Annotated in this window: 20 protein-coding genes; 7 read left to right on the forward strand and 13 right to left on the reverse strand. The window is 36.7% G+C overall.

Annotation, left to right across the window (positions count from 1 at the left end; all coding sequences use genetic code 11):
• Window positions 1-63: 63 nt before the first annotated feature.
• The 3 genes from IPJ80_09775 to IPJ80_09785 form a co-directional block, all read right to left on the reverse strand.
• On the reverse strand, window positions 64-1,425 hold the full coding sequence (locus IPJ80_09775) for a DUF4403 family protein (GenBank protein ID MBK7913772.1): 1,362 nt from the start codon (window positions 1,423-1,425) through the stop codon (window positions 64-66).
• A 95-nt stretch (window positions 1,426-1,520) separates the two neighbouring features.
• Entirely contained in the window at window positions 1,521-3,437 is a 1,917-nt protein-coding gene (gene acs / locus IPJ80_09780) for an acetate--CoA ligase (protein ID MBK7913773.1), read from the reverse strand.
• Between the two features lie 64 nt (window positions 3,438-3,501).
• Window positions 3,502-4,386 (reverse strand): sterol desaturase family protein, encoded by an 885-nt coding sequence (locus IPJ80_09785; GenBank protein MBK7913774.1) that lies wholly within the window; start codon window positions 4,384-4,386, stop codon window positions 3,502-3,504.
• A 148-nt stretch (window positions 4,387-4,534) separates the two neighbouring features.
• Here IPJ80_09785 and IPJ80_09790 point away from each other — a divergent pair, with 148 nt between their 5' ends.
• A complete protein-coding gene (locus tag IPJ80_09790; protein ID MBK7913775.1) occupies window positions 4,535-4,996 on the forward strand; it encodes a hypothetical protein in 462 nt (153 codons plus the stop codon).
• Between the two features lie 13 nt (window positions 4,997-5,009).
• On the opposite strand, the gene IPJ80_09795 is transcribed toward IPJ80_09790, so the two are convergent.
• The gene (locus tag IPJ80_09795) at window positions 5,010-5,642 is read right to left on the reverse strand and encodes a hypothetical protein (GenBank protein MBK7913776.1); all 633 of its coding nucleotides are present in this window, start codon (window positions 5,640-5,642) and stop codon (window positions 5,010-5,012) included.
• 20 nt (window positions 5,643-5,662) lie between these two features.
• Window positions 5,663-6,550, reverse strand: a complete 888-nt coding sequence (locus tag IPJ80_09800) for a hypothetical protein (protein MBK7913777.1) — start codon at window positions 6,548-6,550, stop codon at window positions 5,663-5,665.
• A gap of 141 nt (window positions 6,551-6,691) precedes the next feature.
• Here IPJ80_09800 and IPJ80_09805 point away from each other — a divergent pair, with 141 nt between their 5' ends.
• From IPJ80_09805 to IPJ80_09815, 3 genes are all read left to right on the forward strand, one after another.
• Window positions 6,692-10,210 (forward strand): T9SS type A sorting domain-containing protein, encoded by a 3,519-nt coding sequence (locus tag IPJ80_09805; GenBank protein MBK7913778.1) that lies wholly within the window; start codon window positions 6,692-6,694, stop codon window positions 10,208-10,210.
• 9 nt (window positions 10,211-10,219) lie between these two features.
• Entirely contained in the window at window positions 10,220-10,945 is a 726-nt protein-coding gene (locus IPJ80_09810) for a DUF3667 domain-containing protein (GenBank protein ID MBK7913779.1), read from the forward strand.
• Between the two features lie 66 nt (window positions 10,946-11,011).
• Window positions 11,012-13,186 (forward strand): S46 family peptidase, encoded by a 2,175-nt coding sequence (locus IPJ80_09815; protein ID MBK7913780.1) that lies wholly within the window; start codon window positions 11,012-11,014, stop codon window positions 13,184-13,186.
• A gap of 6 nt (window positions 13,187-13,192) precedes the next feature.
• Here IPJ80_09815 and IPJ80_09820 read toward each other — a convergent pair whose 3' ends face one another.
• From IPJ80_09820 to IPJ80_09850, 7 genes are all read right to left on the reverse strand, one after another.
• On the reverse strand, window positions 13,193-14,314 hold the full coding sequence (locus IPJ80_09820; protein MBK7913781.1) for a T9SS type A sorting domain-containing protein: 1,122 nt from the start codon (window positions 14,312-14,314) through the stop codon (window positions 13,193-13,195).
• A gap of 12 nt (window positions 14,315-14,326) precedes the next feature.
• On the reverse strand, window positions 14,327-16,147 hold the full coding sequence (locus IPJ80_09825; GenBank protein MBK7913782.1) for an ABC transporter ATP-binding protein: 1,821 nt from the start codon (window positions 16,145-16,147) through the stop codon (window positions 14,327-14,329).
• Window positions 16,148-16,185: 38 nt separating this feature from the next.
• Window positions 16,186-17,532: an acetyl-CoA carboxylase biotin carboxylase subunit gene (gene accC, locus IPJ80_09830; GenBank protein MBK7913783.1), complete on the reverse strand. Its 1,347-nt coding sequence runs from the start codon at window positions 17,530-17,532 to the stop codon at window positions 16,186-16,188.
• A gap of 12 nt (window positions 17,533-17,544) precedes the next feature.
• A complete protein-coding gene (gene accB, locus IPJ80_09835) occupies window positions 17,545-18,042 on the reverse strand; it encodes an acetyl-CoA carboxylase biotin carboxyl carrier protein (GenBank protein MBK7913784.1) in 498 nt (165 codons plus the stop codon).
• A 3-nt stretch (window positions 18,043-18,045) separates the two neighbouring features.
• The gene (efp, locus tag IPJ80_09840) at window positions 18,046-18,612 is read right to left on the reverse strand and encodes an elongation factor P (protein ID MBK7913785.1); all 567 of its coding nucleotides are present in this window, start codon (window positions 18,610-18,612) and stop codon (window positions 18,046-18,048) included.
• Window positions 18,613-18,718: 106 nt separating this feature from the next.
• Complete coding sequence (locus IPJ80_09845; protein MBK7913786.1) at window positions 18,719-20,242, reverse strand: OmpA family protein; 1,524 nt, start codon at window positions 20,240-20,242, stop codon at window positions 18,719-18,721.
• Window positions 20,243-20,324: 82 nt separating this feature from the next.
• Window positions 20,325-20,834 carry an asparaginase gene (locus tag IPJ80_09850; protein MBK7913787.1) on the reverse strand — a complete coding sequence of 170 codons (510 nt, stop codon included), beginning with the start codon at window positions 20,832-20,834 and terminating at the stop codon, window positions 20,325-20,327.
• Between the two features lie 309 nt (window positions 20,835-21,143).
• Here IPJ80_09850 and IPJ80_09855 point away from each other — a divergent pair, with 309 nt between their 5' ends.
• Window positions 21,144-22,364 (forward strand): T9SS type A sorting domain-containing protein, encoded by a 1,221-nt coding sequence (locus IPJ80_09855; protein MBK7913788.1) that lies wholly within the window; start codon window positions 21,144-21,146, stop codon window positions 22,362-22,364.
• A gap of 107 nt (window positions 22,365-22,471) precedes the next feature.
• Here IPJ80_09855 and IPJ80_09860 read toward each other — a convergent pair whose 3' ends face one another.
• Window positions 22,472-22,942: a hypothetical protein gene (locus IPJ80_09860; GenBank protein ID MBK7913789.1), complete on the reverse strand. Its 471-nt coding sequence runs from the start codon at window positions 22,940-22,942 to the stop codon at window positions 22,472-22,474.
• A gap of 137 nt (window positions 22,943-23,079) precedes the next feature.
• On the opposite strand from IPJ80_09860, the gene IPJ80_09865 reads away from it, so the two are divergent.
• Both IPJ80_09865 and IPJ80_09870 read left to right on the forward strand, forming a co-directional pair.
• Window positions 23,080-25,185, forward strand: a complete 2,106-nt coding sequence (locus IPJ80_09865; GenBank protein ID MBK7913790.1) for a thioredoxin domain-containing protein — start codon at window positions 23,080-23,082, stop codon at window positions 25,183-25,185.
• A gap of 10 nt (window positions 25,186-25,195) precedes the next feature.
• A complete protein-coding gene (locus IPJ80_09870; protein ID MBK7913791.1) occupies window positions 25,196-25,954 on the forward strand; it encodes a 1-acyl-sn-glycerol-3-phosphate acyltransferase in 759 nt (252 codons plus the stop codon).
• Window positions 25,955-25,984 lie beyond the last annotated feature (30 nt).

Raw genomic sequence — 25,984 nt, forward strand, 5'->3', positions numbered from 1 at the left:
TTTTGTTTCTGATTAAATCATTCGCATCTCAAGCAATTCTTATTTCAATTAACAGGTACTAGTTTATCTGAGCAATAGTTGGTCGTCAATTGTTTTGATGTTTGCTCCAATTTTTAGAATGCTGTGAATATTAAAATACATTCTGAAATTGACAAATTTAATATCCTTAATTTCGTAGTGTGTTAAATCACCTTCTAAAAATAATCCTGGGATAACTTCTGTATTGTGTATCATTTGTTGAACCTGATTCACATAGTCGATTAAGCTTAGATTGATTTGCTCCTCAATGGCTTGTTTTACCTTATTTTGTGCAATGCCTTTAACCAGGGAAAATATAATTTTATCCATTTTAGGTCCACTTACAGGTTTTAATTTTAAATGCTCAAGCACAATGCTTTTAGATTCTAACTGATAAACGGGATCAAAAAATAAATCCATTTTTCCTTTGTATGCACCTGCAAGTTCTAAATGAATAATCATGGTTTGGTTTACACCTTCCATGTGAATTTTTTTAACAGTCAATTGACTAATTCCAGAACCAAACGGCTGATTTTCAATTGATTCTCGAACCATTTGTTCTATATACGGCAATGGAATTCTTGATTGGATGTCAAACGTAGAATTGTTATCAAAAAAAGGTCTGATTGAAAAGCTTATTTCATTTTCTAATTCAACCGGTCGCGTTTCAGCTACAACGGATTCAAAGTAAATCATGCATGGAATCACTAATTCAGTAGTCGTCATAGACATCGGACCCAGTGCAATTTCCTGTGGACTGGCAAAAATATGGATGATACTGTCTTCCGTTGAATACAGTGCCTTATTAAAATATTTTCTAACTGAATTTTTTATTTTATCAAGTTTAACATTTTTTTGTATGGTTTCATCAATAGAGGTACAAATAACAGATTTATATTTTTTTAATAGAAAATTTGAAATTTGTTCAATGGGTAATGAAATTCCAACAATGTTTAATATTGGTTTATTAATCCACCTGTGTGAAACCAATTCAGTTTTATTTAATAATTGATCTTGAAAAATATCAATGCTGGTAGAGAGCTGGATTTCTATTTCTGCTTTTGCTTTGAGTTTACTTAAAAACCCTTTTGGACTGATTTCAATTTGCAAAGGAATAGAATATAAAAGCGCATTATTAATAGTTTGAATGTCAAGAGGACCAGAAATCCTGGTTTGAATTTTATAGTCTTCTTCAAATGTAAATCCATCATTAAAGGAATTGGTAACTACTTTATTAATGACCCGGTTTAACTCGTATCTTGAAATTTTAACGGGTAGATTTAAATTGGAGGTCATAAGTGTCGGAGGTGTAATAATTAAGTCAGTTTGTTCCGGATGTAATTTTTTGGTACAGCGGTACTGGAATACTAATAGGATGATTACTAAAAACAAATATTTTCTATTCATATATACAATTGCAGACAATAATAACTTAACTCTTGCTTATTTAGTATTTAAATAAATAGAAATGATTGCGATTTCTTAGTTGAATCAAAATTAAATTACAACAGCCTGCCTCTAATGATATCATCTACTACTGCGGGATCGAGCAGGGTAGAGGCATCCCCTAATTCATGGAGTTCCCCTTCTGCTATTTTTCGTAAAATCCTGCGCATTATTTTCCCACTTCTTGTTTTTGGCAATCCGTTTACGAATTGAATTTTATCGGCTTTTGCTATAGGCCCTATATGATCCATAATGTGAACGTTAATATTAGCTTTTAGTATTTCAAAATCAGACTCCTGGCCATTGTAAATTACAAAGGCATAAATAGCCTGGCCTTTAATTGGATGTGCGTATCCTACTACAGCACTTTCTGTTACATCTTCCAGGCTGTTAATGGCATTTTCAACTTCGGCAGTACCAATCCGATGTCCACTGATTTTTAAAACATCATCCACCCGGCCTGTAATTCTATAAAATCCATTTACATCTCGTTTTGCCCCATCTCCTGAAAAATAGAGATTTTCAAATCGATCAAAATAATTTTTCCTGAATCGTTCATGATCCTTATAAGTGGTTCGAAGCATTCCAGGCCATGGAAACTTGATGCATAAAAATCCATCAGTTTCATTATCTAAAATTTCCTGGCCTTCATCAGTAACGAGGCAAGGCTGTATTCCAGGTAATGGTAAACTTGCATACGTTGCTTTTTGAGGAGTGACACCGGCAAGATTTGAAATTAATATGCCTCCTGTTTCGGTTTGCCACCAGGTATCTACTATCGGACAGTTGGAGCGACCAACTTGTTCAGAATACCATTCCCAGGCTTCTTCATTTATTGGTTCACCAACAGATCCCAAAACTTTTAAACTTGAAAGATCTTTATCCTGAAGCCAGGAATTGCCAAAACTCATCAGACTTCGAATGGCAGTTGGCGCTGTGTATAGAATCTCAACTTTAAATTTATCAACAATTTTCCAGAATCTGTCTGGTTCAGGCCAGGTAGGAATGCCTTCAAATAACAGTGTTGTCGCTCCTGCACACAATGGACCGTAAACAATATAGCTGTGTCCGGTGATCCAGCCAATATCAGCAGTACAAAAATGAATTTGCTTTTCCTGGTATTGAAATACGTTTACAAAACTGTAGCAAGTATAGATCATATAACCTGCACAGGTATGAACAACCCCTTTTGGTTTACCGGTAGATCCGGAAGTATACAAAATAAATAACATGTCTTCAGCATCCATGGATTCGGGAGGTATGCTTAATGACTTTACCCGATCTATTTTAGATAGTTCTTCATGCCACCAAAAATCACGACCTGTTTTCATTTGTGTTTTATAATGGGTACGCTGATAGACGATAACCGTTTTCACAGTAGGACATTCTAACAAGGCTTCATCGACGATTGATTTTAATTCAATTGATTTGGAGCCCCTAAATGCTCCATCACAGCAAATGACACAACTTACTTCTGCATTCTGGATCCTATCCGTCAAACTTTGAGCACTGAATCCGCCAAAAACCACATTGTGGATTGCACCAATTCGTGCACAGGCTAACATGGCAATCACTAATTCTGGAACCATCCCCATGTAAATACAAACCCGATCTCCTTTTTGTACCCCATGCATTTTCAAAACGGCTGCAAATTCACAAACTGACTGATGCAACTCGTTGTATGTAATTTTTCGTTCTGGTTCAGATGGATTATTTGACTCCCACAAAATGGCAAGTTGATCTCCTTTAGTATCTAAATGACGGTCAATACAGTTTTCAGTAATGTTGAGTTTAGCACCTTCAAACCATTTAATCCGGGGATCTTTAAAGTTCCAGGACAAAACATGGTCCCATTTTTTATGAAAATTGAAATGGGATGCTATCTCAGCCCAAAATCCTATTGGATCCTCAACGCTTTTTCTGTAATACTCGTCATAGCTTGATTTGGACTTTATTTGAAACGGAAATGACATGAATATTTTTTGCAAAGATAAAGTTCCTGATAGGAAGCAATGACTTTATTAACCTCCTTAAACCTTAATTCTTTAATTTTTTCAAGGCCGCTTTTATAGGCTGTGTCATTTGACTAAAAAAACTTTTTGGAAATGTATCGCAATTTTCAAATCCTAATTTTTCATCACGTCCATTGGAAGGCATATACACGGTACCGTACAAATAATCCCAAATGCTTAAGCTCAATCCATAATTAACACCATAGGATCCTTTAGGTAAATTCTCAGCATGATGCCATATGTGCATTTGAGGTGAATTGAAAATATATTGAAGCGGTCCAAGCGGCAGATAAATATTGGAATGATTGAGATGACCAATAGCCAGCGCAAATATATGTACAACAAAAAAATCAGTCAATCCGAAACCAATCATTGCAAGGGGTATATATTCCAGGGTACGGTAAACGAATGTTTCCATAAAATGATAACGTAAATGAGCTGCAAATCCCATTTGTTGAACAGAGTGATGAACTTTATGAAATTCCCATAAAACGGGTACCCGATGTAAGAGTCGATGGACATTCCATTGAATAAAATCCCTCAAAATAAACATCGTTAGTAATTTAAGCCAGAGTGGCCAGCCACCAATTTCAATTGCTACTAAATTTTGAATTCCAAACCAGGCTAAAAATTGGTTAAACATCTTTACAATCACATCTGAAAATGCATTGTAAACGATTAATGAAAAAATAAAGAAATTGAAAAACATATAGAACGCATCAAGCCAAAAATCCTCACGGAAACGTCCTTGATTTTTTCTCCATGGAAACAGGAGTTCTAAGGTAAATGCAAATAAAGAAACCCCTATAAGCCAATAAAAGTAATTGTGCCAACTGGGGTTGCTGATTTCATTTATTAAATAATTCCAATACGATTGATAGGCATTTTTAATGGTTTCCAAATAAGACATAATCAAAAAGGATAAGAGTTAAGTAAAATAGAACATTGTTTGACCAAATATAGTAGAAATACCGGATTCCTAATGATTGATAATTATTTTGCAAAATTTAAACAAGCATCTTTTATCTTTGGTAATTCTTTAAACAAAATGCATAGATATGTACGATGTATTAATGGTATTACATTCCTGGTTGCGATGGGTCGTATTGGCTTTAGCAGTTTGGACTATTCTTGAAAATTATAAAGGCTGGAAATCTGACCTTACCTACAATCCTTCGGTAAAGAAATGGAATACATTTTTTATAGCTTCGTTGCATACCCAATTGGTAATCGGATTAATCCTCTATTTTTTTGTGTCACCAATGATGCAAAACATACTCAGTGATTTTGGAGCTTCTATGAAAAATTCAGAAACTCGTTTTTGGAGTGTCGAGCATATTTTCGGTATGATTCTGGGTATTGCAATTGCTCAAATCGGAAGTATTAAATCCAAAAAGCAAGCAACAGACCGTGCCAAATATGAAGTGGCATTTAAATGGTTTTTAGCTGGATTTATTATTATCTTGCTTATGATTCCTTTTGGAATCTGGAATGTCGAGCGGCCGTTTTTTAGATTTTAAAGAGAGCTTCTGTTTATTTTTCGCATACGCGTTCCCCTGCACCCAGGGGTGCATAACGACATACTTCATACACAATACTAAGTTCCATTTCGATATCTAAAGTAAAGTGTGCCAGTGCTCCTTTGGGTAAACCTTCTCCGGTCATCGTAAAACTTAAATCAGTGTCAAAGGTGTTGGTTGCATATCGTTCGATTGCTCTTCTGAGTTCCGTAACTCCTTTAGTATTTAATTGATTATTGATTAAGGTACTACCAGCTAAAAGTGGTAGAAATAAATTTTGTTGATCAATTAAAAGAAAACTAAAACCACCGTCAGTCGTTACAACATGTATATCAACAAAGAGACTGCGACAGGCATTGTCTGCAGCACTTGTGTAATTTAGCCTAGCTGAATTTAGCGATGCTTTTCTTACCGTTGCATCTGCTGGAATTTGCATAGCTTTTTTAACATTTGCGCCAGTTATTTTATTGGCATATCCAAATGGTTTTGCATCATTGATGGTAAATGGTGCTTTGATAGTTACTTTCCGTGTTTCTGTAAATATTTGATCCAAACACGCGTCATCTGAACCACCTAAATATTCTTCAAGGCCACAACAACCGGACATTAAAATAAACAGCATCGAGAAAAGTGCTAATTTTTTCATGATCTTTTTTTTAAAAAATTTTAAAAATCTAAGGATAAACCTAAGGCACCGGTAACCGGTCCAGAATAATTAATTGCACCATGGATATTTAGAATCCATAGTTTTAAAGAAGCAGATAATTCGGCAACAAAATGATTGTCAATGCCGATTTTAAGTTCTTTCGTTTTTACTTCTTCCTCTTTGGTATAGGTATAGCTGAGATCTGTTTTAGCATCCTGATAGCCTAACATAAGCTGCGAAGACCACCAACGACCCGATTTGCCAATGTGCAAGGATCCCAAATGCATTTTTGAATTTATATAAGGATCATCTTTAAACTGATGAAAATAATATCCAACCGAAAGATCGATTGGTAGTTTTGGAAAGTATGGATTGATGGCATGTCGAAAGCCTAATCCCAATAAAGATAAAGAACCTAAATTGTCATCCAATTCGATGGCAAAATAACGACCCGACAGTTCGGTATTAAACAAACCACCAATTGTTATTTGTGGACTGGCCATGGGTAAGGCCTTCAAATTATAACCACCTGGAAATATATAACTGGTTCCATTAACACCATCTACTTCCACCGGTTCAACAGCACCTATAATCGTGGGTGCTTCTGCCGTTGAAAAAGGTTCAAAAGATTCATTTGTTTTGGCAGTAAAGGTTCTTTGTGAAGATGAAGGATAGGAACTCATTACATTAATACCAATCCGTATATAAAAACTGCTGTCTATGGCTGACCATTCTCTTAAACCTGTATTTAAGTTTGCAGTCATAAGTTCAAAAAGGGGCTGTACGAAAGGCCCGGTGTTGTCATCAATGTAGGTATTGAGAAAATCTTCAACACCTTCCTGGCTTTTAACTTCATTCAGAGAAAGGCCAAAAAGAAAAACTATGCTTGCAAGAAATGCATTCCGCATGGCTAAATTTTTTAGTATTTGAAATATGCTTCTTCGTTCAAATTTACTATAAATTTAGTTAATTTTAATATTCACCCTGTTTTTATGCCTTTTTTAGGGTTTTTCGGCATTTAATGCCTTAATTTTGAGCAAAGTTTTAATATGAGAATACTAATTGGACTGATCTGTTTAATAGGTTTTTTAAATAGTTCATCGGCGCAGGTAAAATTGCTTCAGGATTACATAGAACAAGGAAAATCTTACCCGGAGATCTGTAGCAAAGCCGAAAAATTAATTCGTAAGAACAAATTAGAGGATGAAAGCTATAGGGAAAACATTTTTCGAAAGAAACGCAAGAAAAAAGATTTTCTGGATGACGAAAAATTGAAATTCGAACGCTGGAAATGGTTCTGGAGAGACCGGGTTACCGAAGGGGGCACCTTTCCTGATATACAAAGACAATGGCAATTGTACAATCAAATTAATCATGAAGCTCTTACCACCTATCGAAATGCACCCTCATGGAAACACGAGGGTCCAAATAGAAATTCTGGGGGCTATTGGGGAATGGGGCGGACTACACACATTACATTTCATCCTAATCAACTAAATACATTTTTTGTTGCATCGCCCAATGGCGGACTGTGGAAAACCACGGATAACGGGGTAAGTTATAGTTCCATCGGGGATAACCTTCCATATCAACCAGTAGGGATTGTATTGATAGATCCTCAAGCTCCCAATACGCTTTATGTCAGTTTGGGTGAAAAAGATGGATGGTGGCAATACAACATCGGAATTTACAAGACTACTGATGGTGGATTGAATTGGAAACCAACTTCCCTTAATTGGAAACTTACCGACAATAAAGTGATTTATGCATTGGAAATGAATCCACTCAATTCTTCCATATTGATTGCAGCAACCAATGATGGTATTTATAAAACATTTAATGGAGGAACCAGTTGGACTAAAATTCGTCCGGAAAATTACTCCGATGTTAAATTCAAACCTGGTGATACCTCCGTTGTATATGCAGCCCTCAATGATTATTGGGGTAATTGCAATGTATTCAAATCAAATGATGGTGGAAATTCATTTACGCAGGCAACGAATTTTGGCTTACAAAAGGCATTTTTTCGTTTAGCAACAACATTTAATGATCCTGAATATGTAGGCATTAACATGAGTGTGGATGGAGCTAAGAAATTTTACATTTCTAAAAACAGTGGAAAAGACTTTAACTATGTGTCTGACATGCCAGAAAATACCGTGATGTATTTTTCACAACAAAATAAATCAATCTTGTATTGTGGGTATGTGGTGATTTATAAATCAACGGATGAAGGCAAAACCTGGAAGCAAATTACTGATTGGTGGGCCAGCGGTCAAGGATATCCTGAAATTCATGCAGATCATCATTTTATCAGCTGTCATCCAAAAGTAAAAAATGAATTGTATTTCTGTTGTGATGGTGGATTGTACCGATATCATGAAAATACAGGGCAATGGGATGAATTAGTCAATGGATTGGCAATTACACAATTTTATAAAATGGGTGTTTCTACAACCATACCTCCTGTGCTCATTGGAGGCAGTCAGGATAATGGGGGTTGGTTGAAACGCGCAAATGGATCCTGGGCTAATACCAACGGTGGGGATGCCATGTCACAGGTAATAGATCCAACAAATCAAAACATTGCCTATACAGAATATTGGGGTGGCAATGCAGTGTATCGTACAACCAATGGATTTAATGATCTTGATGAAATTACTCAAAACATCGGTGCTGAATTGCCAGGACAATGGGTTACTCCATTTAGTTTAAATCCTCAAAATCCAAAAACGTTTATCATAGGATATAATGATGTGTTTGTGAGTTTTAATCGGGGAAATAGTTTTACAAAACTCACCAATAATTTAACAGGAAATAAAGACAACGACTTAAGAGACATTAAAATAAGTCCGGTTGATACAAATTTACTGATGGGATTTCGGGCTAATATTATGTATGTTTCAAAAGATTTTGGAAAGACTTGGAAAAATTCAACATTAATTACCAATCTTGAAATTACAGGAATTGAATTTCATTCAAAGGATACTAACAGAATGTGGTGTACACGGGGTGGTTATGGAGCTTTAAAAGTGATGACATCCAAAGATAAAGGATCTAGCTGGAGCAATATCACAAAAAATTTTGTAAACACTCCGGTGTCTTGTATTGCATTTGATGAAGCATCAAACACTTTATTTGTTGGAACAGATTTAGGTGTTTTCTTTTCTGATGCAGACAATATTGATTGGCAATATTATGGGATAGGCTTACCTCATACTGCTGTGACAGATCTTAAAATTCATCAGACTCAACGCAAACTTTATATTTCAACTTTTGGAAGAGGATTTTATTCAATTGATTTGCCGGATTGTGCACCTGCAGTAATTAATCTTGAAGTAGCTGTAAATAAAAAGAATTTTGAAAAAGCTGACACGTTAAAAATATGTGCTGGATCTACCATCCGATTAAAAGCTCAGGATAGTTTAAAAGGTATTTTTAGATGGAAAGGACCTGGAATAGATACAAGCATCTTGAATAATCCACAAATAGATCTTGGATTGTTTACTAGTATCCAAAAGAATGGGAATTACAGTTTGGAATTTACTTCTGAAAAAGGTTGTAAGCGATTGGATACTATATATATTCGGGTACTCAACAAACCCAATCTTGAAATCAAATCAAGCCATCCCTATTTTGATTGCAATCATCAAACCATTCGATTAATTCCAAATTTAGCTATGGATACGATCAATTTTACGTATCGGTGGACCCATGCAAATGGATTTGATACAGTGGCATACTTTATTGATATCATTCAGGAAGGAGATTATCAATTGGAGTTAACCAATAAATCCGGAAACTGCTCATTTTACTTTAATACTAACATATATAAAGTGGAATCTCCTGCTATCCAAAACAAACAATTTGTTCATAATAAGTGCTATGGAGAAGCGCTTGGATCTTTGGCGTACACCGAATCTGGCGGAAAAGCTCCATTAAACTATTTGTGGTCCACTGGAGATACAAGCAAATGGATAACAAATCTTAAAGCAGGAATCTATTATTTAACAATTTCAGATGCGAATGATTGCAAGACATTGGATACCTTTCAAATAAATGAACCCGATGAAATTAAAGTAAGCCTTGCGATTAAAAATTCAAGTGGAACGGATGGTAGCATCATGGCAATGGCACAAGGAGGTGTTGCTCCTTACAAATACACGTATTCTCAAAATGGAACTTTAATTGATGTCAACCCTGCTATTTTTGATTTAAAACCGGGTGTATACGATCTTGAAATTGAAGATGCGAACGGATGTATTGTTTCTCGTAAGAATATTGTTGTTGAAACACTTGTTGGAAATTCAAATCTGACAAAGTCCGATATTCGATTTTATCCAAATCCGGTAAATGATATATTGTATTTACAATTTGATAAGCTACAATACAATACTCCGGAGTTTATGGTTATCAATGCATCCGGACAGATTTGCCCAGTTTCTATTAAACAAAAATCACCTGGAACAATACAGTTGAATGTCAGTCAATTGATCCCGGGAGATTATATTCTAAAGTTTAATGGTTTTGAGCAGCAAATAGAATTGCGATTTGTAAAAGTGAAATAATCTGAATACGTGGCTGTGCATTATTGTCCAAATTGTGGTGGGGAAGTCACTGCCCGTTTTTGTGGACAGTGTGGTGCAAAATACGGTAAAAAGGAACTTGACCTAAAATCGCTTTTTCAGGTAGTTTTTGAAACCATTACAAATTGGGAACAGAAAATGGTGGTTACCCTGCAGGTTTTAGCAAAGGAACCTGGGAAAATTGCCCGGGCTTTTATAGGAGGAGAGCGTAGAAAATATTATCACCCGGTAAAATTTCTGCTATTTTGGGCAAGCGTCAACTTATTTATTGCATTGACGCTCAAAGTGAGTTTTGGTGAAATTGATACCAATTCATCGGATTTGGAACAACGATTCAATTTATTTATACAGAATTATATTTCTTTAATTTATGCGTTTTCTGTTCCTATGATGGCTTTAGGGCCTTTTTTAATATTTAGAAAAAACGATCCTGTATTTGTGAATTATAATGTGATGCTCTGTTATATAGTTGGTGCCGGACTGTTGATTAACATTCCAACGTATTTTATGGTTGCCCTGTGGAGAGATGCAGAGATTTTAAGAAATATTATCGGGCCTCTATTTCCAATCGTATTTGCGAGTTATTTTTATCATTCTTATTTTAAAAATGCATTATGGAAATCTGTAGTTGCCGGAGTATTAACTGCATTTTTTCTCTTTTTAGCGTCCTTGTTCATACTAACCACAGTTTATACCATTTTTCAGATGATTGAATAAGTCCTTTTTATAAAATATTTTTTCCGGTGTACCTTTGCGGAACACATTAACTTTAATCTAAATTGAATGTTTAAACAGAATTATTTTTTTGCAATCTGCTTTTTGACCATTTCTCAATGCCTGTTTGCTGGTGAAGGCATGTGGCTTCCCATTTTTTTAAAATCTTTGAATGAGAAGGAAATGAAATCTATGGGAATGAAAATTTCTGCAGATGATATTTACAATATCAACAAAGGTTCTTTAAAAGATGCCATCGTTCAATTTGGTGGAGGCTGCACGTCGGAGATTATCTCAAACGAAGGTTTGTTGTTGACAAACCACCATTGTGGATTTGGCTATATTCAAGCGCTGAGTTCAGTAGAAAAAAATTACATACGTGATGGATTTTGGGCACGAAATAAAGCTGAAGAGCATGCGTGTTCAGGTTTAACTGCAACATTGATCGTCCGCATAGAAGATGTTACCCACAACATATTGGAGGGTGTTGATTTAAAAATGAGTGAACTCCAGCGAAGAAATAAAGTTGATGAGAATATTGAAAAGTTAAAACTTGTGTTACCTAGAATGGCAGATCAGGATGTGATGATCCGTTCTTTTTATAATGGGAATCAATATTTTGCTTTTGTGACTGAAACTTTTAATGACATTCGCTTGGTTGGTACCCCCCCAGAGTCAATCGGAAAATTTGGAGCAGATACAGACAATTGGGTTTGGCCAAGACATACGGGTGATTTTTCACTTTTTAGAATTTATGCCAATAAAGCCAATCGTCCTGCTGCCTTTTCTAAAGACAATGTTCCATACAAACCGAAACATTTTCTTCCAATTTCTTTGAGTGGAATAAAAGAAGGAGATTTTACCATGGTTTTTGGTTTTCCAGGTCGGACAACGGAGTATTTAATATATGAAGCTACCCGCCAACAAGTTGAAGTATTAAATCCTGTCCGAATCAGTTTGCGAGATAAGACTTTAAAAATAATGGATAAATACATGCGTGCTGATGAGAAAACAAAAATTCAGTATGCATCAAAATATGCAGGTATCGCAAATTCATGGAAAAAATGGATCGGTGAAAACCTTGGAATGCGTGTTACCAATGGATTAGATAAAAAGTTACAGGATGATGCCGTTTTTCAAAAACGGGTCGAACAAAACCCAAAATTTGAATCGTATCGTAAACTTATTCCAGAAATGGAATTTTTATATAAACGATTGGAACCATTTACAAAAGCCAGAGAATACTATGCAGAAACATTTGTAAGAAATGTAGATGTGTACGATTACTACCAAATGGTTAAGTCATTGATCAATACGTATGAAGGAAGAGGTGAAACAAAATTTAATAGCAATAAGGAAGATATTTTAAAAAATGTGAATGCCTATTTTAAGGACTTCAATACTTCAATCGATCAGGAAATATTTGCCAGTCTATTAGAACAATTTATTAAAGAGATGAATCCAGCGTTTGTTTTTAATTCATTAAAAGAAGATTTAATTAAACAAAAGGCAGATTATAAAGCATTTACTAAGGCACTTTATTCAAGCAGTAAGTTAACAAATGAAGATAGTTTGGCAACCCTTATGGCTATGGATTATTCACATTGGATCAATGCAGTGAAATCAGATCCGGTCTATCAGTTTTATGAAGACATGAATTTTTATCAAAATAACGATATCAATAAATTGTGTTTTGAATTGGAAGAACAAATCAATGCACTCCGACGTACGCACATGACTGCTCTGATGGAAGTGATTCCTGAGAAAAGATATTATCCGGATGCAAACTCAACACTCCGTGTAACGTATGGGAAAGTAGAAGGTTTTAAGCCACGTGATGGAGTTCATTATCTTTCAAAGACCACACTGGATGGAGTTATGGAGAAGTATATTCCGGGGGATTATGAATTTGATGTCCCCAAAAAATTACAAACCTTGTTTAAAAATAAGGATTATGGTATTTATGGGGATGATGGTAAAATGCCATTAGCATTTATTGGATCCAATCATACCACAGGCGGCAATTCAGGAAGCCCTGCCATTGATGCGCATGGAAATTTAATCGGCTTAAATTTCGACCGGGTATGGGAAGGGACCATGAGTGATATCAATTATGATCCCAGCATTTGTCGCAACATAATGGTTGATGCGAGATACATTTTATTTATCATAGATAAATTTGCCGGCGCTAAATGGTTGGTAGACGAAATGAAATTGGTTTATCCTAAAGGAAAAAAGAAATAACTATTCTCATTTAACTATAAACCGCGCATTTCCAAGTTCCTGAGCTTTGTTGTCTAGTAACTGGAATGTATAAGTCGCAGCCTTTAATCCATGAATTTGAATCGAGTGCGATTCATTTTCAATCAATTGAATTTTAGCTGACTGAATCGTTTTCCCATTAACATCTACTATGCGATAGGTATATCTTCCACCGGGTAAAGAATTATTACTTACTATGAGAACGTCTTGAGCCGGATTCGGATAAAGATTTAAAGCAATTGAATTAGTTCCATTCGCTGTTTGTAATTGAATCCGATCATCAGGTTTGTATTGTACAGCTGCCGGCAAACCAAGACTGTCTGTTGTGATATAGGCTATATATCCTTTAGTTTCATTGGATACAAAAGCATATGCAGTTGTATTTAAATCTCCAAAAAAACCTGCAAACAGACCACTGGCTAAACCAGTAACATCAATCCATCCCAGAAATTGCACTTTGGCATCGATGGTTGTTTTGCTTACGGTATTAATTTTTTCGCGCAATACCTCCCAGGATTTAGCTGGTAATTTTAAAGTTCCCCATGCATCGGCTACTTTGTGAAATTTCGTATTAAAATTTACACGAAAAGAATCCGGTTTTAAGGGCAATGAATTTAATAAACTATCAGGTAGAATGCTGGATGAAAACGCAACTGAACTGATTGTTTGATAAGATAGGGAGTCTAAATAGTTTTCAGGATAACGCAATACTGTAGCCGGTTTAGGAAAAACATTGGCACCTCCTAAACCAGGTATCGGACCTCCACCGCGGGTGGCAGTTCCTAATAAATCGACTCGATTTGCATACATTCTGTAATACATTTCGGTGATTCCTTGAAAAACGACCGCATCGGCAGTTGGAAAACTGGCAGCATTTGCACCTGCACTCTTTGGTAAATACACTTCAGAACGACGTACATTGGAATTTAAATTACTAAAATCCCAGCTTTGATTTGGTCCAGGAGATCCCAAAACCAAAGAAGCTACTACAGTATCGTAGCGATAACTGAACGAATCACCCACTGCTGGTCTAACAGCATTGGTAATTGTAGTTTGTGCGCTTACTCCAAGACTTAAAAAGCAAAGAAATAAATAGTAGAAGTATTTCATATTATTATTTTTTTATTGAAATGATTGTAAAGATACGAAGCTGCTGTATTCACCTCCTTTTTTTAACAGAGATTCATGATTGCCTTCTTCCTGTATTTGTCCTTCCTTTAAAACGATGATCTTATTAGCTCGTTGAATGGTAGATAATCGATGCGCTATAATCACTGCGGTACGCCCTTCCAGGATTTCTGTCATGGCCTCCTGTATAATTTTTTCTGAGGCAGTATCCAAAGCAGATGTAGCTTCATCCAGAATCAGAATTTGTGGATTTCTGATTAAGGCTCTTGCTATAGTTAATCGTTGGCGTTGTCCGCCGCTGAGTTTCATCCCGCGGTCCCCAATGGTATAATTCAACTGTTCTGTTTGTTCGGATACAAATTGCTCGGCATGTGCTGCGCTCAAACTTTCCCAAATAGCAGATTCAGATTGTTGGTCCTTTCCAAATAGGATATTGTTTTTGATGGTATCATTAAAAAGAATGGGATCCTGGTTAACCATTCCCATTAAACTTCTTAAATCCGTTAACCGAAGGTCGCGAATGTCAATACCATCGACGGTAATTTTTCCATCAGTAACATCATAAAACCTACCGATCAAATCAACCAAGGTTGTTTTTCCAGAACCGGATGAACCAACAATGGCCAATGTACTTCCTTTTGGAATCACCAGATTAATATTTCTTAAAGCATAAGCACTTTGATTTGGATATTTAAAGCTGACATTTTCAAATCGCAGCTCGTGCATAAATTGATTCTTTGATAAGGCATTGGGATTGTCTCTTATTTGGTCTTCCGCATTCAATACCTGATTGATGCGATCAGCGGCAGCCATTCCTTTTTGAATATTAAAGTAAGCATTTGATAATGCTTTAGAAGGTTCGATTACATTAAAAAATGCATAGAGAAATGCTAAAAATACAGAGCCGGACATTTCATCTGCAAAAACAAGTTTAGCCCCATACCATAACAAACAACAGACAACTGTAATTCCTAAAAACTCAGACAAAGGAGATGATAAATCCCGTCTACGATAAATTTTGGTTACCATGTTTCGGTATGCATCCAGGATTGAATTAAATCGTCCGATTACATAATTTTCTGCACCAAAAGATTTAATCACCCGCAATCCACCAAGACTTTCTTCCTGTACAGAAATTAAATCGCCCATTAAATGCTGTGCTGTATTTGATTGTTTCCTCAATGTTCTGGAGATACCCCCTATGACAAGTGAAGTAAACAACATCAACATAAATACAAACAAAGTCAATGCAGGACTGGTGTAAATCATAATGGCCATACTGCCCAATATCAATAAAGGATCTTTTACAAGCGTTTCAAGGGTCGACAAGATGCTGAATTCGATCTCCTGTACATCCGTAGTCATTCTTGAAATTAAATCGCCTTTCCGTTCTTCAGAAAAGTAGGATAGTGGCAAACTCATAAATTTATTAAATAAATTTTGGCGAAGTTTTGCTGATACACCTACCCGGACAGGTGCCATGGTATGAATTGCCAGGTATCTAAAAAAATTCTTTAGAAAAAAAATAGCAGCCAAACCTCCACAAATAATCATCAGTCGCATATTCGGATCGTATTGATTGATCCAAACACCAAAGCGGTATTTAATTAATCCTATTAAATCACTGATACTTTGTATCTGACCCGGATCCTGAAAACTAGGCATTTGCTTTTGAAAGAGCATTTCAAATAAGGGAATGATCGCTGGAATGCTCAACACCGTAAAGAGTGTAGCCAGAATATAAAAAAAGAAATGTGCTAATACTCGGTATTTATAGTCCCGGAGCAGACTCATCAATTGCAGAAATGCTTTCACAAAATAATCAATTGCAAATGAACTGATTTGTTCATTGATTATTTATGGGGTTCCAGTTTAAAATTATTTAAGAAGCCGGTATGAAAATTCCCTGCTCTAAAATCTGGATTTTTCATAAGCTGTTGGTGAAAGGGTATAGTGGTTTTTATGCCTTCCAGAATAAACTCATCCAGCGCTCGTTCCATTTTAGTTATACATTCTTCCCGGGTTTGCGCTTTACAGATCAATTTTGCAATCAGGGAATCGTAATAAGAAGGCACTGTATATCCGGCATACACATGGGTATCAACCCGGATGCCATGGCCTTTGGCTGTATGCAATGAAGTAATTTTTCCAGGATTAGGTCTAAAATCCATATAGGGATCTTCAGCATTGATCCGCACTTCCAGCGCATGCATGGCTGGAAAATAATTCTTACCTGTTATGGGTATTCCCGCGGCAACTTTAATTTGTTCTTTAATTAAATCATGGTCAATCACCTCTTCTGTAACCGGATGTTCTACTTGAATCCGGGTATTCATTTCCATGAAATAGAAATTGCGGTATTTGTCCACCAGAAATTCAACAGTGCCAACGCCTTCGTAATCTATTGATTTACCGGCCTTTATAGCTGCTTCCCCCATCAGTTCCCGAAGCTCGGAAGTCATAAAGGGAGAAGGACTTTCTTCTACTAATTTTTGATGACGGCGTTGTATTGAACAATCTCGCTCAGATAGATGTACTACACGTCCGTGTTGATCGCCAACCACCTGAAATTCTATGTGTCGGGGTTCTTCAATAAATTTTTCAACATATATTCCATCATTTGAAAATGCGGCTTTTGCCTCTTGACGGGCAATATTCCACATGGATTCAAATTCATCTTCTTTCCAAACGATGCGCATACCGCGTCCTCCACCTCCGGCGGTTGCTTTAAGGATAACCGGATAGCCGATATCGGAAGCGATGCGTTTGCCTTGAGCAATATCTTGTAATAAACCGTCTGAACCTGGAACTACAGGAACTCCGGCTTTGATCATAGTTTCTTTTGCGGTGATCTTATCACCCATTTTGCGAATTTGATCGGGTGTAGGTCCGATAAATTTGATTCCGTATTGATGACAAATTTCTGCGAACTCTGCATTTTCGGCTAAAAAGCCATACCCAGGATGGACTGCATCGGCATTGGTTATTTCAACCGCAGCCATAATTTTTGGTATGTTGAGATAGGATTGGGAAGAAGCTGGTGGGCCGATACAAACAGCTTCATCAGCAAAACGAACATGCAGACTTTCGCGATCAGCAGTTGAATAAATTGCAACCGTTTTTATACCCATTTCACGGGCCGTACGAATGATACGTAGCGCGATTTCACCGCGGTTTGCGATTAATATTTTATTAAACATGCGGGGTATAAATTAGGGTTCGACTAAGAATAAAACCTGGTCGTATTCAACCGGGGAAGCATCTTCTACCAATACCTTAACAATTTTACCCTTCACTTCACTTTCAATTTCATTGAAGAGTTTCATTGCTTCTATGATGCAAACGGTTGATCCAACTTCAACCGGATCTCCAACTTTTACAAATTGGGGTTTATCTGGTCCGGATGCCCGATAAAACGTACCAACCATGGGAGATTTGATTTCTAATAATTTTTTATTTGAATTGGATTCTTCCTCAGAAGCAGCTTTTGAAGCAGAAGTTTCTTCAGCTGTTAAAACGGGTTTGGAAACCGGTAAACTCGCTGGAATTGCTGGTGCTGCCGGAATATATGGAACTGAAATTGACGGATTTGTTTTGACTTCCTTGCCTGTTTTAATTGTCAATTCAAAATCACCTTCTTTCATTTTAAAAACAGAAAGATCAGATTTGCTGACCAGACGTATAAGTTCCTGTATTTCTTTAAAGTTCATGATTTATTGTTTTACGCGTTCAATATACTCCTTTGTCCTGGTATCAACCCGAATATGGTCCCCTTCTTCAACAAAAAGTGGCACCTTAACCAATGCCCCACTTTCTAAAGTGGCCATTTTTTGTGCATTGGTTGCAGTATTTCCACGGACCCCTGCTTCGGTTGATGTTACGGCCATGACTACATGGGCAGGAAGATCCACAGTTAAGGGGATTTCTTTTTCAACATGGTACAAGACCTCGGCTTCCATTCCCTCTTTAAGGAATTCACCATTTTCGATCAGATTGCTATCAATTGCCTCCTGGTCATAAGTCTCTGAGTTCATAAAATGATACCCTGAATCATCTTTATAAAGATACTGCATTTTTCGCCTTTCCACCCGAACATCATCTACATCATGACCGGCTACAAATGTATTTTCTACAACCTTTCCTGAAGATAAACTTTTCAATCGGGTTCTAACAAATGCATTTCCTTTACCGGGTTTGACGTGCTGAAATTCAACAATCACGTAAATATCGTTATTAAAATTAATACACAAACCATTCCGAATATCTGAAGTATTAGCCATTAGATTTTTTTTTAAGAAGGCGCAAAGATAATCCAGAATACCCTACTAAAAAGCAGTATTCAAGCCTTATAGACTAAAATAATAAAGCCAAAATCGGTTTTATGACCTATCTGGGTACTAAATTGAATTCAACCCGGCGATTCAAATAACGGCCGGTCTCATTATTATTGCTTGAAATGGGTTTAGCAGACCCAAAACCTGCATAACTCAATCTGGAGGCGTTTACACCTTGAGAAATCAGGTATTCATAGCAGACTTTTGCCCGACGTTCAGATAAATCCAGGTTGAATTTAGCTGATCCTGAATTGTCGGTATGTCCATGAATAGACAAATTGTAATCCGGATATTTTCTTAATATTTTGGATACTTTATCTAAAATATTGAAAGATTCAGATTGCAGGGTGGCACGTCCAAGGTCAAATTGTACTGCACGCATTGCAAAATCCAGGGTTTCTTTGTCAGCCTTATCAATTACCGGACAGCCCTTATTATTTGCTGGTCCAGGAGCATTTGGGCAACTGTCAATTTTATCCATTACACCGTCTCCATCTGAATCCGGACAGCCTTTAAATTGTGCTAATCCAGCGGTAAACGGACATTCATCCTGATCATCTGAAATACCATCTGAGTCACTGTCTTTTTTCATTTCTTCCGGACAGCCGGATTTTGATTTAATACCGGCAACATTTGGACATTTGTCCTCTTTATCTGAAATTCCATCACCATCTGAATCCGGACAACCATTAAATTCGGCCAAACCGGCTTTATCCGGACATTGGTCGTTTTTATCAGAGACTCCATCCCCATCTGCATCTGCTTCAGGGCAACCTTTGTTTTCTTTGATTCCTTTAAGATTCGGGCATTCATCCTCATTGTCGGCTATGCCATCTTCATCGGTATCCGGACAGCCCATAAATTTTTCAATACCTTTTAATTCCGGACATTTATCGTCTTTATCAGGGATGCCATCACCGTCTGAATCCGGGCAACCCATAAATTTGGCTAGGCCAGGAGTATTTGGACACAAATCAAATTCGTCTATAATACCATCTTTATCGGCATCAGGTTTTTCCATCACAGCTTCTTTGTTTTGGTTTTTCTTGTTTCCCAATAAATACACAAAGCCAAAATGATGTTGGATATGTGATTCAGAATTTGCAATGTTTAACCTGTAATCTGATTGCCAATGCAGGTAAAATTGTGGGTGAACCATAAAATTTATTCCGAGTCCTAGCGGAACCTCAACGCCAAAATCGCCTTCTTTTGGGATGACAAAATTGACACCAGCCACTAAGATTGGATTGGCCCATCTTGATTTTAATACATGTAAATTGCCTTGTGCACCCAGAGTAAAAAATGGATTTTTTATTGTTTCGTCGGTGCTGTCTTTATAAATACCCAATCCAAATGGAACTGTTACAGATAAATTATGAGGAAAATTGCGGATGTAAGCCAATTCAAAACCATTTTGAAATTGACGAAATGCGGCAGCGTCTTTATCCCTAAATGTATTGTAATCAAACAAGGTTTTACGTGCCATAAGCCCCTGTTTAAAATCTGAAAATTGAGCTTGAAGCGGGCTCATCATATTAAAACATATAAAAAATACTAAACAGAGTACGTGTTTCATATAGGGTTTTTTGACTATGCAAAGGTAGGTGAAATTTAGAGGAATGTATTGAAATTTAGCAGTTTGTATCATTAAAATGAACTTAATAAGTAGCTTCAAAAAATCCGGTTGCAGTATTCTTTTTTACATGATCCCATGGAAAGTAACGTCCATTCATAACAATATAAACGCCCGGGTGGAGTGTCTGGACAAAAGCCAATGCGGAACCCAGATTAAAAAAACCATCCGATGAATTTCCAAAAGCGTATGGTATCATAGCACCGGTTATTACAATCGTTTTCACATCAAGTGCTGCTTCTGCCAGTACTTTAGCTGTTAAACTCATGGTATCGGTACCGTGGGTAATTAAGATGTGATTTGAAATCGATTTTTTACAATTGTGAATGATTATTTGACGGTCTTCTTCGGTCATTTCCAGACTATCAACCATCATGAGTGTTTTTATGTCGATGTCAAGAGTACAACGACCCCGTTCCATCATTTCGGGCAAGTGGGTGTCTTTAAAAAAGAGTTGGCCATTTACAAAGTTGTATTCTTTGTCAAAGGTTCCACCTGTAACAAATATTTGAATGAAATCAGTTTTTGGGTCCATACAAGCAATCATTTACTGCCTTCAAAAATAGGGCCAGATCTTTAATGAGTATAAGTTAAATTAATTTTTAATATGTAAAAAATATGTTATATATTTATTCTTGAAATATAGTCTTTTATATCTCGAAATGAATCATTATACGCTGGTCTTTGCCAAAACCAGGACTTGCACAATAAAAGTGTAATCATCATATAATCAATAGTTTACACATGTTGATTCTTATGATAATTTATACCTGGTAGCTATTGGCATATTATTTGCGACAGCTTGCTTGCATTCTAATTATTCACGCCCGGTTAAGTAAAATCCATGCAAACTAATTTTATTAAACTATCTGTCTTTGTTTTAGGTTTAGTCCTTTGTTCATCGAAACAATTGCTTGCGCAATGTGCAAATGCTACCTTGACACTTAATGGATTTAATGCTGGTGGTGGTAGCGGAACCTACGATGATCCGGCGATTGGTATGGTTTCCATTGACTTTTGTATCAAACTCGATAAATACTTTGAGTTAAATACCAATTGGGTTCATGGTGTTTTCATTTCATTTGATCAAATTCCTAAAGGGGTTAAGATTTGTGAAGGCCCGACCGGTTCACAACCTTGTCAGCATGGTAGTCGCTTTTGGGTATTTTTAGATTCAACCAAAGCAGCTCAGAATAATTTGCCCGGCCCTGGATTTTATGTTGACGAAGGGGATGGCAATCCGGCAAATAATTATGGTGACAATGGAATTGGAACGCCTCAGGCAACTTTTCCAGATTTAAGACCTTTCTGTTTCCAAGCAAAAGTTGATTGCAATGTCAGCTCAGCAATGGCGTATTTGCCTAAAATCACCATAACCGGTGACGGCACAACAGGTGCCTGGGAAAATGAAGCCTGCGATGGAGATGTATTCCGAGCGATAGACGGAGGTCCAAATGGCAATGGAACGGTTGTGGTTTGTGGAGCTGTATTGCCCGTAAAATTATTGAGTTTTACCGGGGAAGCTCAGTCCAAAGGAAATGCCCTGAAGTGGGTAGCTTCTTCGGATCAATTATTTTCTCACTTCGAACTTGAACGCAGTAAAACTACCTCGGCACGTTTTCAGACCATCACAAAAATAGAAGCAAAAAAAGGGAACACAGGCAACGGCAGTGAAATTGTTGAATACAATTATTTTGATCCTGAATCAAATTTAAATAGCTATTACAGACTTAAAATGCTGGAAAAAGATGGTTCGTTTAATTATTCAAAAATTATAGCCATTCAAAATAAAGACAAGGGATTTACCGGCAAACGATTTATCATCTATCCAAATCCAACTTCAGATATTTTACAAATGCAAAATGAAGCAGATGATAAATTGGGTCCCCTGGAGTGCAGGATCTATGATATCTGCGGACAACTGATGGCGAGCATTCCATTTAATGTAGATCGTTCAAGTTCCAATTTATATTTTGACATCAGCGAACTATCGCAAGGAGTTTATTTTGTCGACATCTTGTCTGGTGATCAGTCCATCGAAAAGTTGAATTTCATTAAACAGTAGTTGGGCAAAAGCTGATAAGCTATTAAGCTAAAACGCTATTTTTTATTTAAGTAAAAATGGAAGGAGTCTATTGCATTTTGTCTGAAAGGATAAAACAGCCTCTGCTCCTAAACAACCTTATCTGCACAATATGATGAAGCAAATGCATCGGGTTTTGCTTTAAAGATAAAACCCATACTTAAAATATATCCCATTGCTTCTTTTAAAGCGGTATTTGATTTAAATCCTGGATCTGTATTGATGTCGGCGTGAACTTCCAGTGCAATGTCATATTTTTCAAGCAGATCGCACAATTGATAGGCGATTTCAATTGATTTGGCTACTTCAGTAATCATGCGTTCTTTAATGCGCATAATTCCTTTGTGTGTAGTATGGTGAATAAACATAAAGCCACCCCGACCTTCCCGTACAAAAACGATTACCGTTGCAAAGTCAACATGATCCATTCGGGTTTGACTATCGGTTCCAATGCATAATTTAAGTTTGTAACCCGCTGCTTGTTCGCGGAGAATAGTCTGTTCAACCGCATCTAAAATTGGGGTATCTATTAAATCCCCATTTAATCGTCGCCAACTCATGAGATTTAGGAATTTAGCTTAAAAATAGTTAAATTTTTCATATTTGTATTGCAAATTCCAACTCACAATCTGAATGCAGGGTTAAAATATTAAAGCTTACTTTTACACGGTTTTTCAGAAAAAATAAATTCAGATACATGTATATTTTGAAACACGGGGTTCCCTTAGTGCTTTTTTTGCTTTTAACAGCATGCAGACCCTCCAGCAGTCAAACAGAAGCAAAAGGCAACCATTTAATCAATGAACATTCAAACTATTTGCTTCAACATGCTCATAATCCGGTCGATTGGTATCCATGGTCGGATGAAGCTCTGGCAAAAGCGGTAAAAGAAAATAAACTGATCATTGTGAGTATAGGCTATTCTTCCTGCCATTGGTGTCATGTAATGGAAAAAGAATCTTTTTCGGATACAGCAGTCAGTCGCATCATGAATACGAATTTTGTTTCTATTAAAGTGGATCGTGAAGAACGTCCGGACATTGATAATATTTATATGGAAGCATGCCAAATTGTAAATCAGAATGGAGGTTGTGGCTGGCCTCTAAATGCCGTTTGTTTATCTGATGGAAGACCGGTTTGGGTAGGGACCTATCTTACAAAAAACGAATGGATGCATTTGTTAAATCAGATATTGGATGTTTATAAAGAAGATCAGAATCAATTGCAAAAAGCGGCTGCACAAATTGCAAACCATCTCCAAAGTGAGCAACAATTTATGGTCAATGATCAAGAGGTCCGGTTTGAAGAAAAATTCATGACAGACGCCCATGCCAGAATCCTTGCATCACTTGATTTTCAAAATGGTGGACGAACCGGACAAATAAAATTCCCATTGCCTCCTTTGTTAGAATATAATTTAGAATATGCATTTGCAACTAAAGATATTAAAACCAAGCAATGGTTGGATCTCAGTTTGACCAATATGATGGAAGGTGGAATTTACGACCAGTTGGCCGGAGGATTTGCAAGATATTCTACCGATACAAAATGGAAAGTTCCACATTTCGAAAAAATGCTTTATGACAATGCACAATTAATCAGCATTTATGCAAATGCATATCGTTTTACTAATAATCAGGGATATAAAAATTTGATTACGGATTGCACAAAATTTATGTTTAATGAATTTAAATCACCGGAAGCTGCTTATTATTCTTCTTTTGATGCAGATTCAGAAGGAGAAGAAGGCAAGTTTTATGTGTGGACTTTAAATGAACTTAAATCGATCCTTCCTGATGCAAACCAATTGAAATTGGTCGCAGATCATTTTGATATCACCGAAGCAGGAAATTGGGAGCATGGAAAAAATGTATTAAAAATTCACATGTCTCCAAAAGACTTAGCATTAAAATATAAAATTTCAGAAACAGAAGTTGGATCTCAATTGGAAAATGCAAAGCAAAAAATGCTTGCCTATCGAGCTAAACGCACCAAGCCAGGCCGTGATGAAAAAATCATTTGTTCCTGGAATGCCATGATGGTTCAAGCATTGTGTGATGTATATGCTGCAACGTCTGATAAGTCCTATCTGGATGAAGCTATAAAAACAGCAAATTTTATTAAGACGAAATTGCTGCAGAATGATCTTAAATTGTTTCGAAGTTATATGAATGGAAAAACCGGTGCGCAAGGCTTTTTGGATGATTATGCGTTTACAATGCAAGCCATGATCAGGCTTTATGAAGTGAGTTTTGATGAAAGCTGGTTGCAGCAAAGTAAAGCGATCTGTGATGTGGTAATCAAAAATTTTACCGATGAATCCGGATTGCTGTTTTATTACACTTCTTCAGAAGATAAAGCCCTCATTGCCCGCAAAAAAGAATTATCAGATCAAGTAATTGCCTCTTCCAATTCGTTGATGTGTGAAGTGCTTCATAAATTGGGATTGTATTTTTACAACGAAGCTTATTTGGATCGTTCCAAAAAAATGCTTCACGCAATTGCACAACAGCAAGAAAGTATGGATCCGATATATATATCGAATTGGTTGCGCATTCAAATTGGATTTGTAAAACCTCTTTATGAAGTTGCAATCGTTGGAAAAGACTTTGCTGCATTGCATACAACGATATTAAATAAATACACCCCCAACGCCATCTTGTTGGGCGGAGCCACTGAAGGCAGCCTGGAATTATTAAAGGAAAAATTGCAAGAAGATCAAACCTACATTTACGTGTGCAGAAATAAAGTCTGTAAGTTGCCGGTGCAGGATGTTAATAAAGCCATTCAATTAATGAATTAAGTTGAATGGAATGAATGTATTCAAACCGTTTGGTTATCTGCTTGCAGCGATCCGTTTTGTCTTAATCATTGGCACGATGGCTGTGTTGATAGGGCTTGGATTGATACTGATGAAGTTAAAACTTGCCAATCAGGAATTGGCATTTGCCATTCGAATGTATTGGTGTAAAATGGCTTTGTGGATATTGGGTGTGAAGATTCATAAATCTGGAACAGTTGATGTAAGCAATGGCAATTTATATGTTGGGAATCATCGATCGTTTGTGGATCCATTGGTTGCATTCAGTTATATCAGAAGAGCTTATGGCGTTAGTAAAAAAGAAGTTTCCGGATATCCATTAATACATACCGGAGCCGTGCTCTCTGGAATCATTTATGTTGACAGACCGAATTCTGATAGCCGGCATACTGCAAAAGCACAGATTGAAGAAAATTTACGAATTAATCGGAGTATTCTAATTTTTCCGGAAGGGACCACCACCACAACTCCTGAAACTAAACCTTTCAGAAATGGATCATTTGAAGCTGCCGCTGTCACAGGACATCCTGTTGTTCCATTTGCTTTAGAAATGGGAAACCCCGAAACAGATTTTTGGCATGAAGAAAGTTTAATGGGTTTGTATTTTAAAACATTCTCCAAATGGAGAACGCACATCTATATTCATTTTTTCGATCCCATTTACGGCTCATCCGGCGACCAATTGGCAAGGCAGGCTGAAACTATGATAAATGAAAAGATCAAGGAGTTTCAAAAAAATTGGAAACGGTAGGGAGGGAATTCTGCAATGCTACAATGTTAC

It is taken from the genome of Saprospiraceae bacterium (assembly GCA_016714025.1).
In the GTDB taxonomy this organism is placed as follows: domain Bacteria; phylum Bacteroidota; class Bacteroidia; order Chitinophagales; family Saprospiraceae; genus Vicinibacter.

Bases quoted from the DNA above. Each gene is read 5' to 3' on its own strand.
- IPJ80_09790 (MBK7913775.1), top strand. From the start codon at position 4,535: ATGTACGATGTATTAATGGTATTACATTCCTGGTTGCGATGGGTCGTA.
- IPJ80_09805 (MBK7913778.1), top strand. From the start codon at position 6,692: ATGAGAATACTAATTGGACTGATCTGTTTAATAGGTTTTTTAAATAGT.
- IPJ80_09785 (MBK7913774.1), bottom strand. From the start codon at position 4,386: ATGTCTTATTTGGAAACCATTAAAAATGCCTATCAATCGTATTGGAAT.
- accB (MBK7913784.1), bottom strand. From the start codon at position 18,042: ATGAACTTTAAAGAAATACAGGAACTTATACGTCTGGTCAGCAAATCT.
- IPJ80_09870 (MBK7913791.1), top strand. From the start codon at position 25,196: ATGAATGTATTCAAACCGTTTGGTTATCTGCTTGCAGCGATCCGTTTT.
- IPJ80_09865 (MBK7913790.1), top strand. From the start codon at position 23,080: ATGTATATTTTGAAACACGGGGTTCCCTTAGTGCTTTTTTTGCTTTTA.
- IPJ80_09850 (MBK7913787.1), bottom strand. From the start codon at position 20,834: ATGGACCCAAAAACTGATTTCATTCAAATATTTGTTACAGGTGGAACC.
- IPJ80_09815 (MBK7913780.1), top strand. From the start codon at position 11,012: ATGTTTAAACAGAATTATTTTTTTGCAATCTGCTTTTTGACCATTTCT.
- IPJ80_09860 (MBK7913789.1), bottom strand. From the start codon at position 22,942: ATGAGTTGGCGACGATTAAATGGGGATTTAATAGATACCCCAATTTTA.
- acs (MBK7913773.1), bottom strand. From the start codon at position 3,437: ATGTCATTTCCGTTTCAAATAAAGTCCAAATCAAGCTATGACGAGTAT.
- IPJ80_09795 (MBK7913776.1), bottom strand. From the start codon at position 5,642: ATGAAAAAATTAGCACTTTTCTCGATGCTGTTTATTTTAATGTCCGGT.
- IPJ80_09800 (MBK7913777.1), bottom strand. From the start codon at position 6,550: ATGCGGAATGCATTTCTTGCAAGCATAGTTTTTCTTTTTGGCCTTTCT.
- IPJ80_09845 (MBK7913786.1), bottom strand. From the start codon at position 20,242: ATGAAACACGTACTCTGTTTAGTATTTTTTATATGTTTTAATATGATG.
- efp (MBK7913785.1), bottom strand. From the start codon at position 18,612: ATGGCTAATACTTCAGATATTCGGAATGGTTTGTGTATTAATTTTAAT.
- IPJ80_09820 (MBK7913781.1), bottom strand. From the start codon at position 14,314: ATGAAATACTTCTACTATTTATTTCTTTGCTTTTTAAGTCTTGGAGTA.
- IPJ80_09775 (MBK7913772.1), bottom strand. From the start codon at position 1,425: ATGAATAGAAAATATTTGTTTTTAGTAATCATCCTATTAGTATTCCAG.
- accC (MBK7913783.1), bottom strand. From the start codon at position 17,532: ATGTTTAATAAAATATTAATCGCAAACCGCGGTGAAATCGCGCTACGT.
- IPJ80_09855 (MBK7913788.1), top strand. From the start codon at position 21,144: ATGCAAACTAATTTTATTAAACTATCTGTCTTTGTTTTAGGTTTAGTC.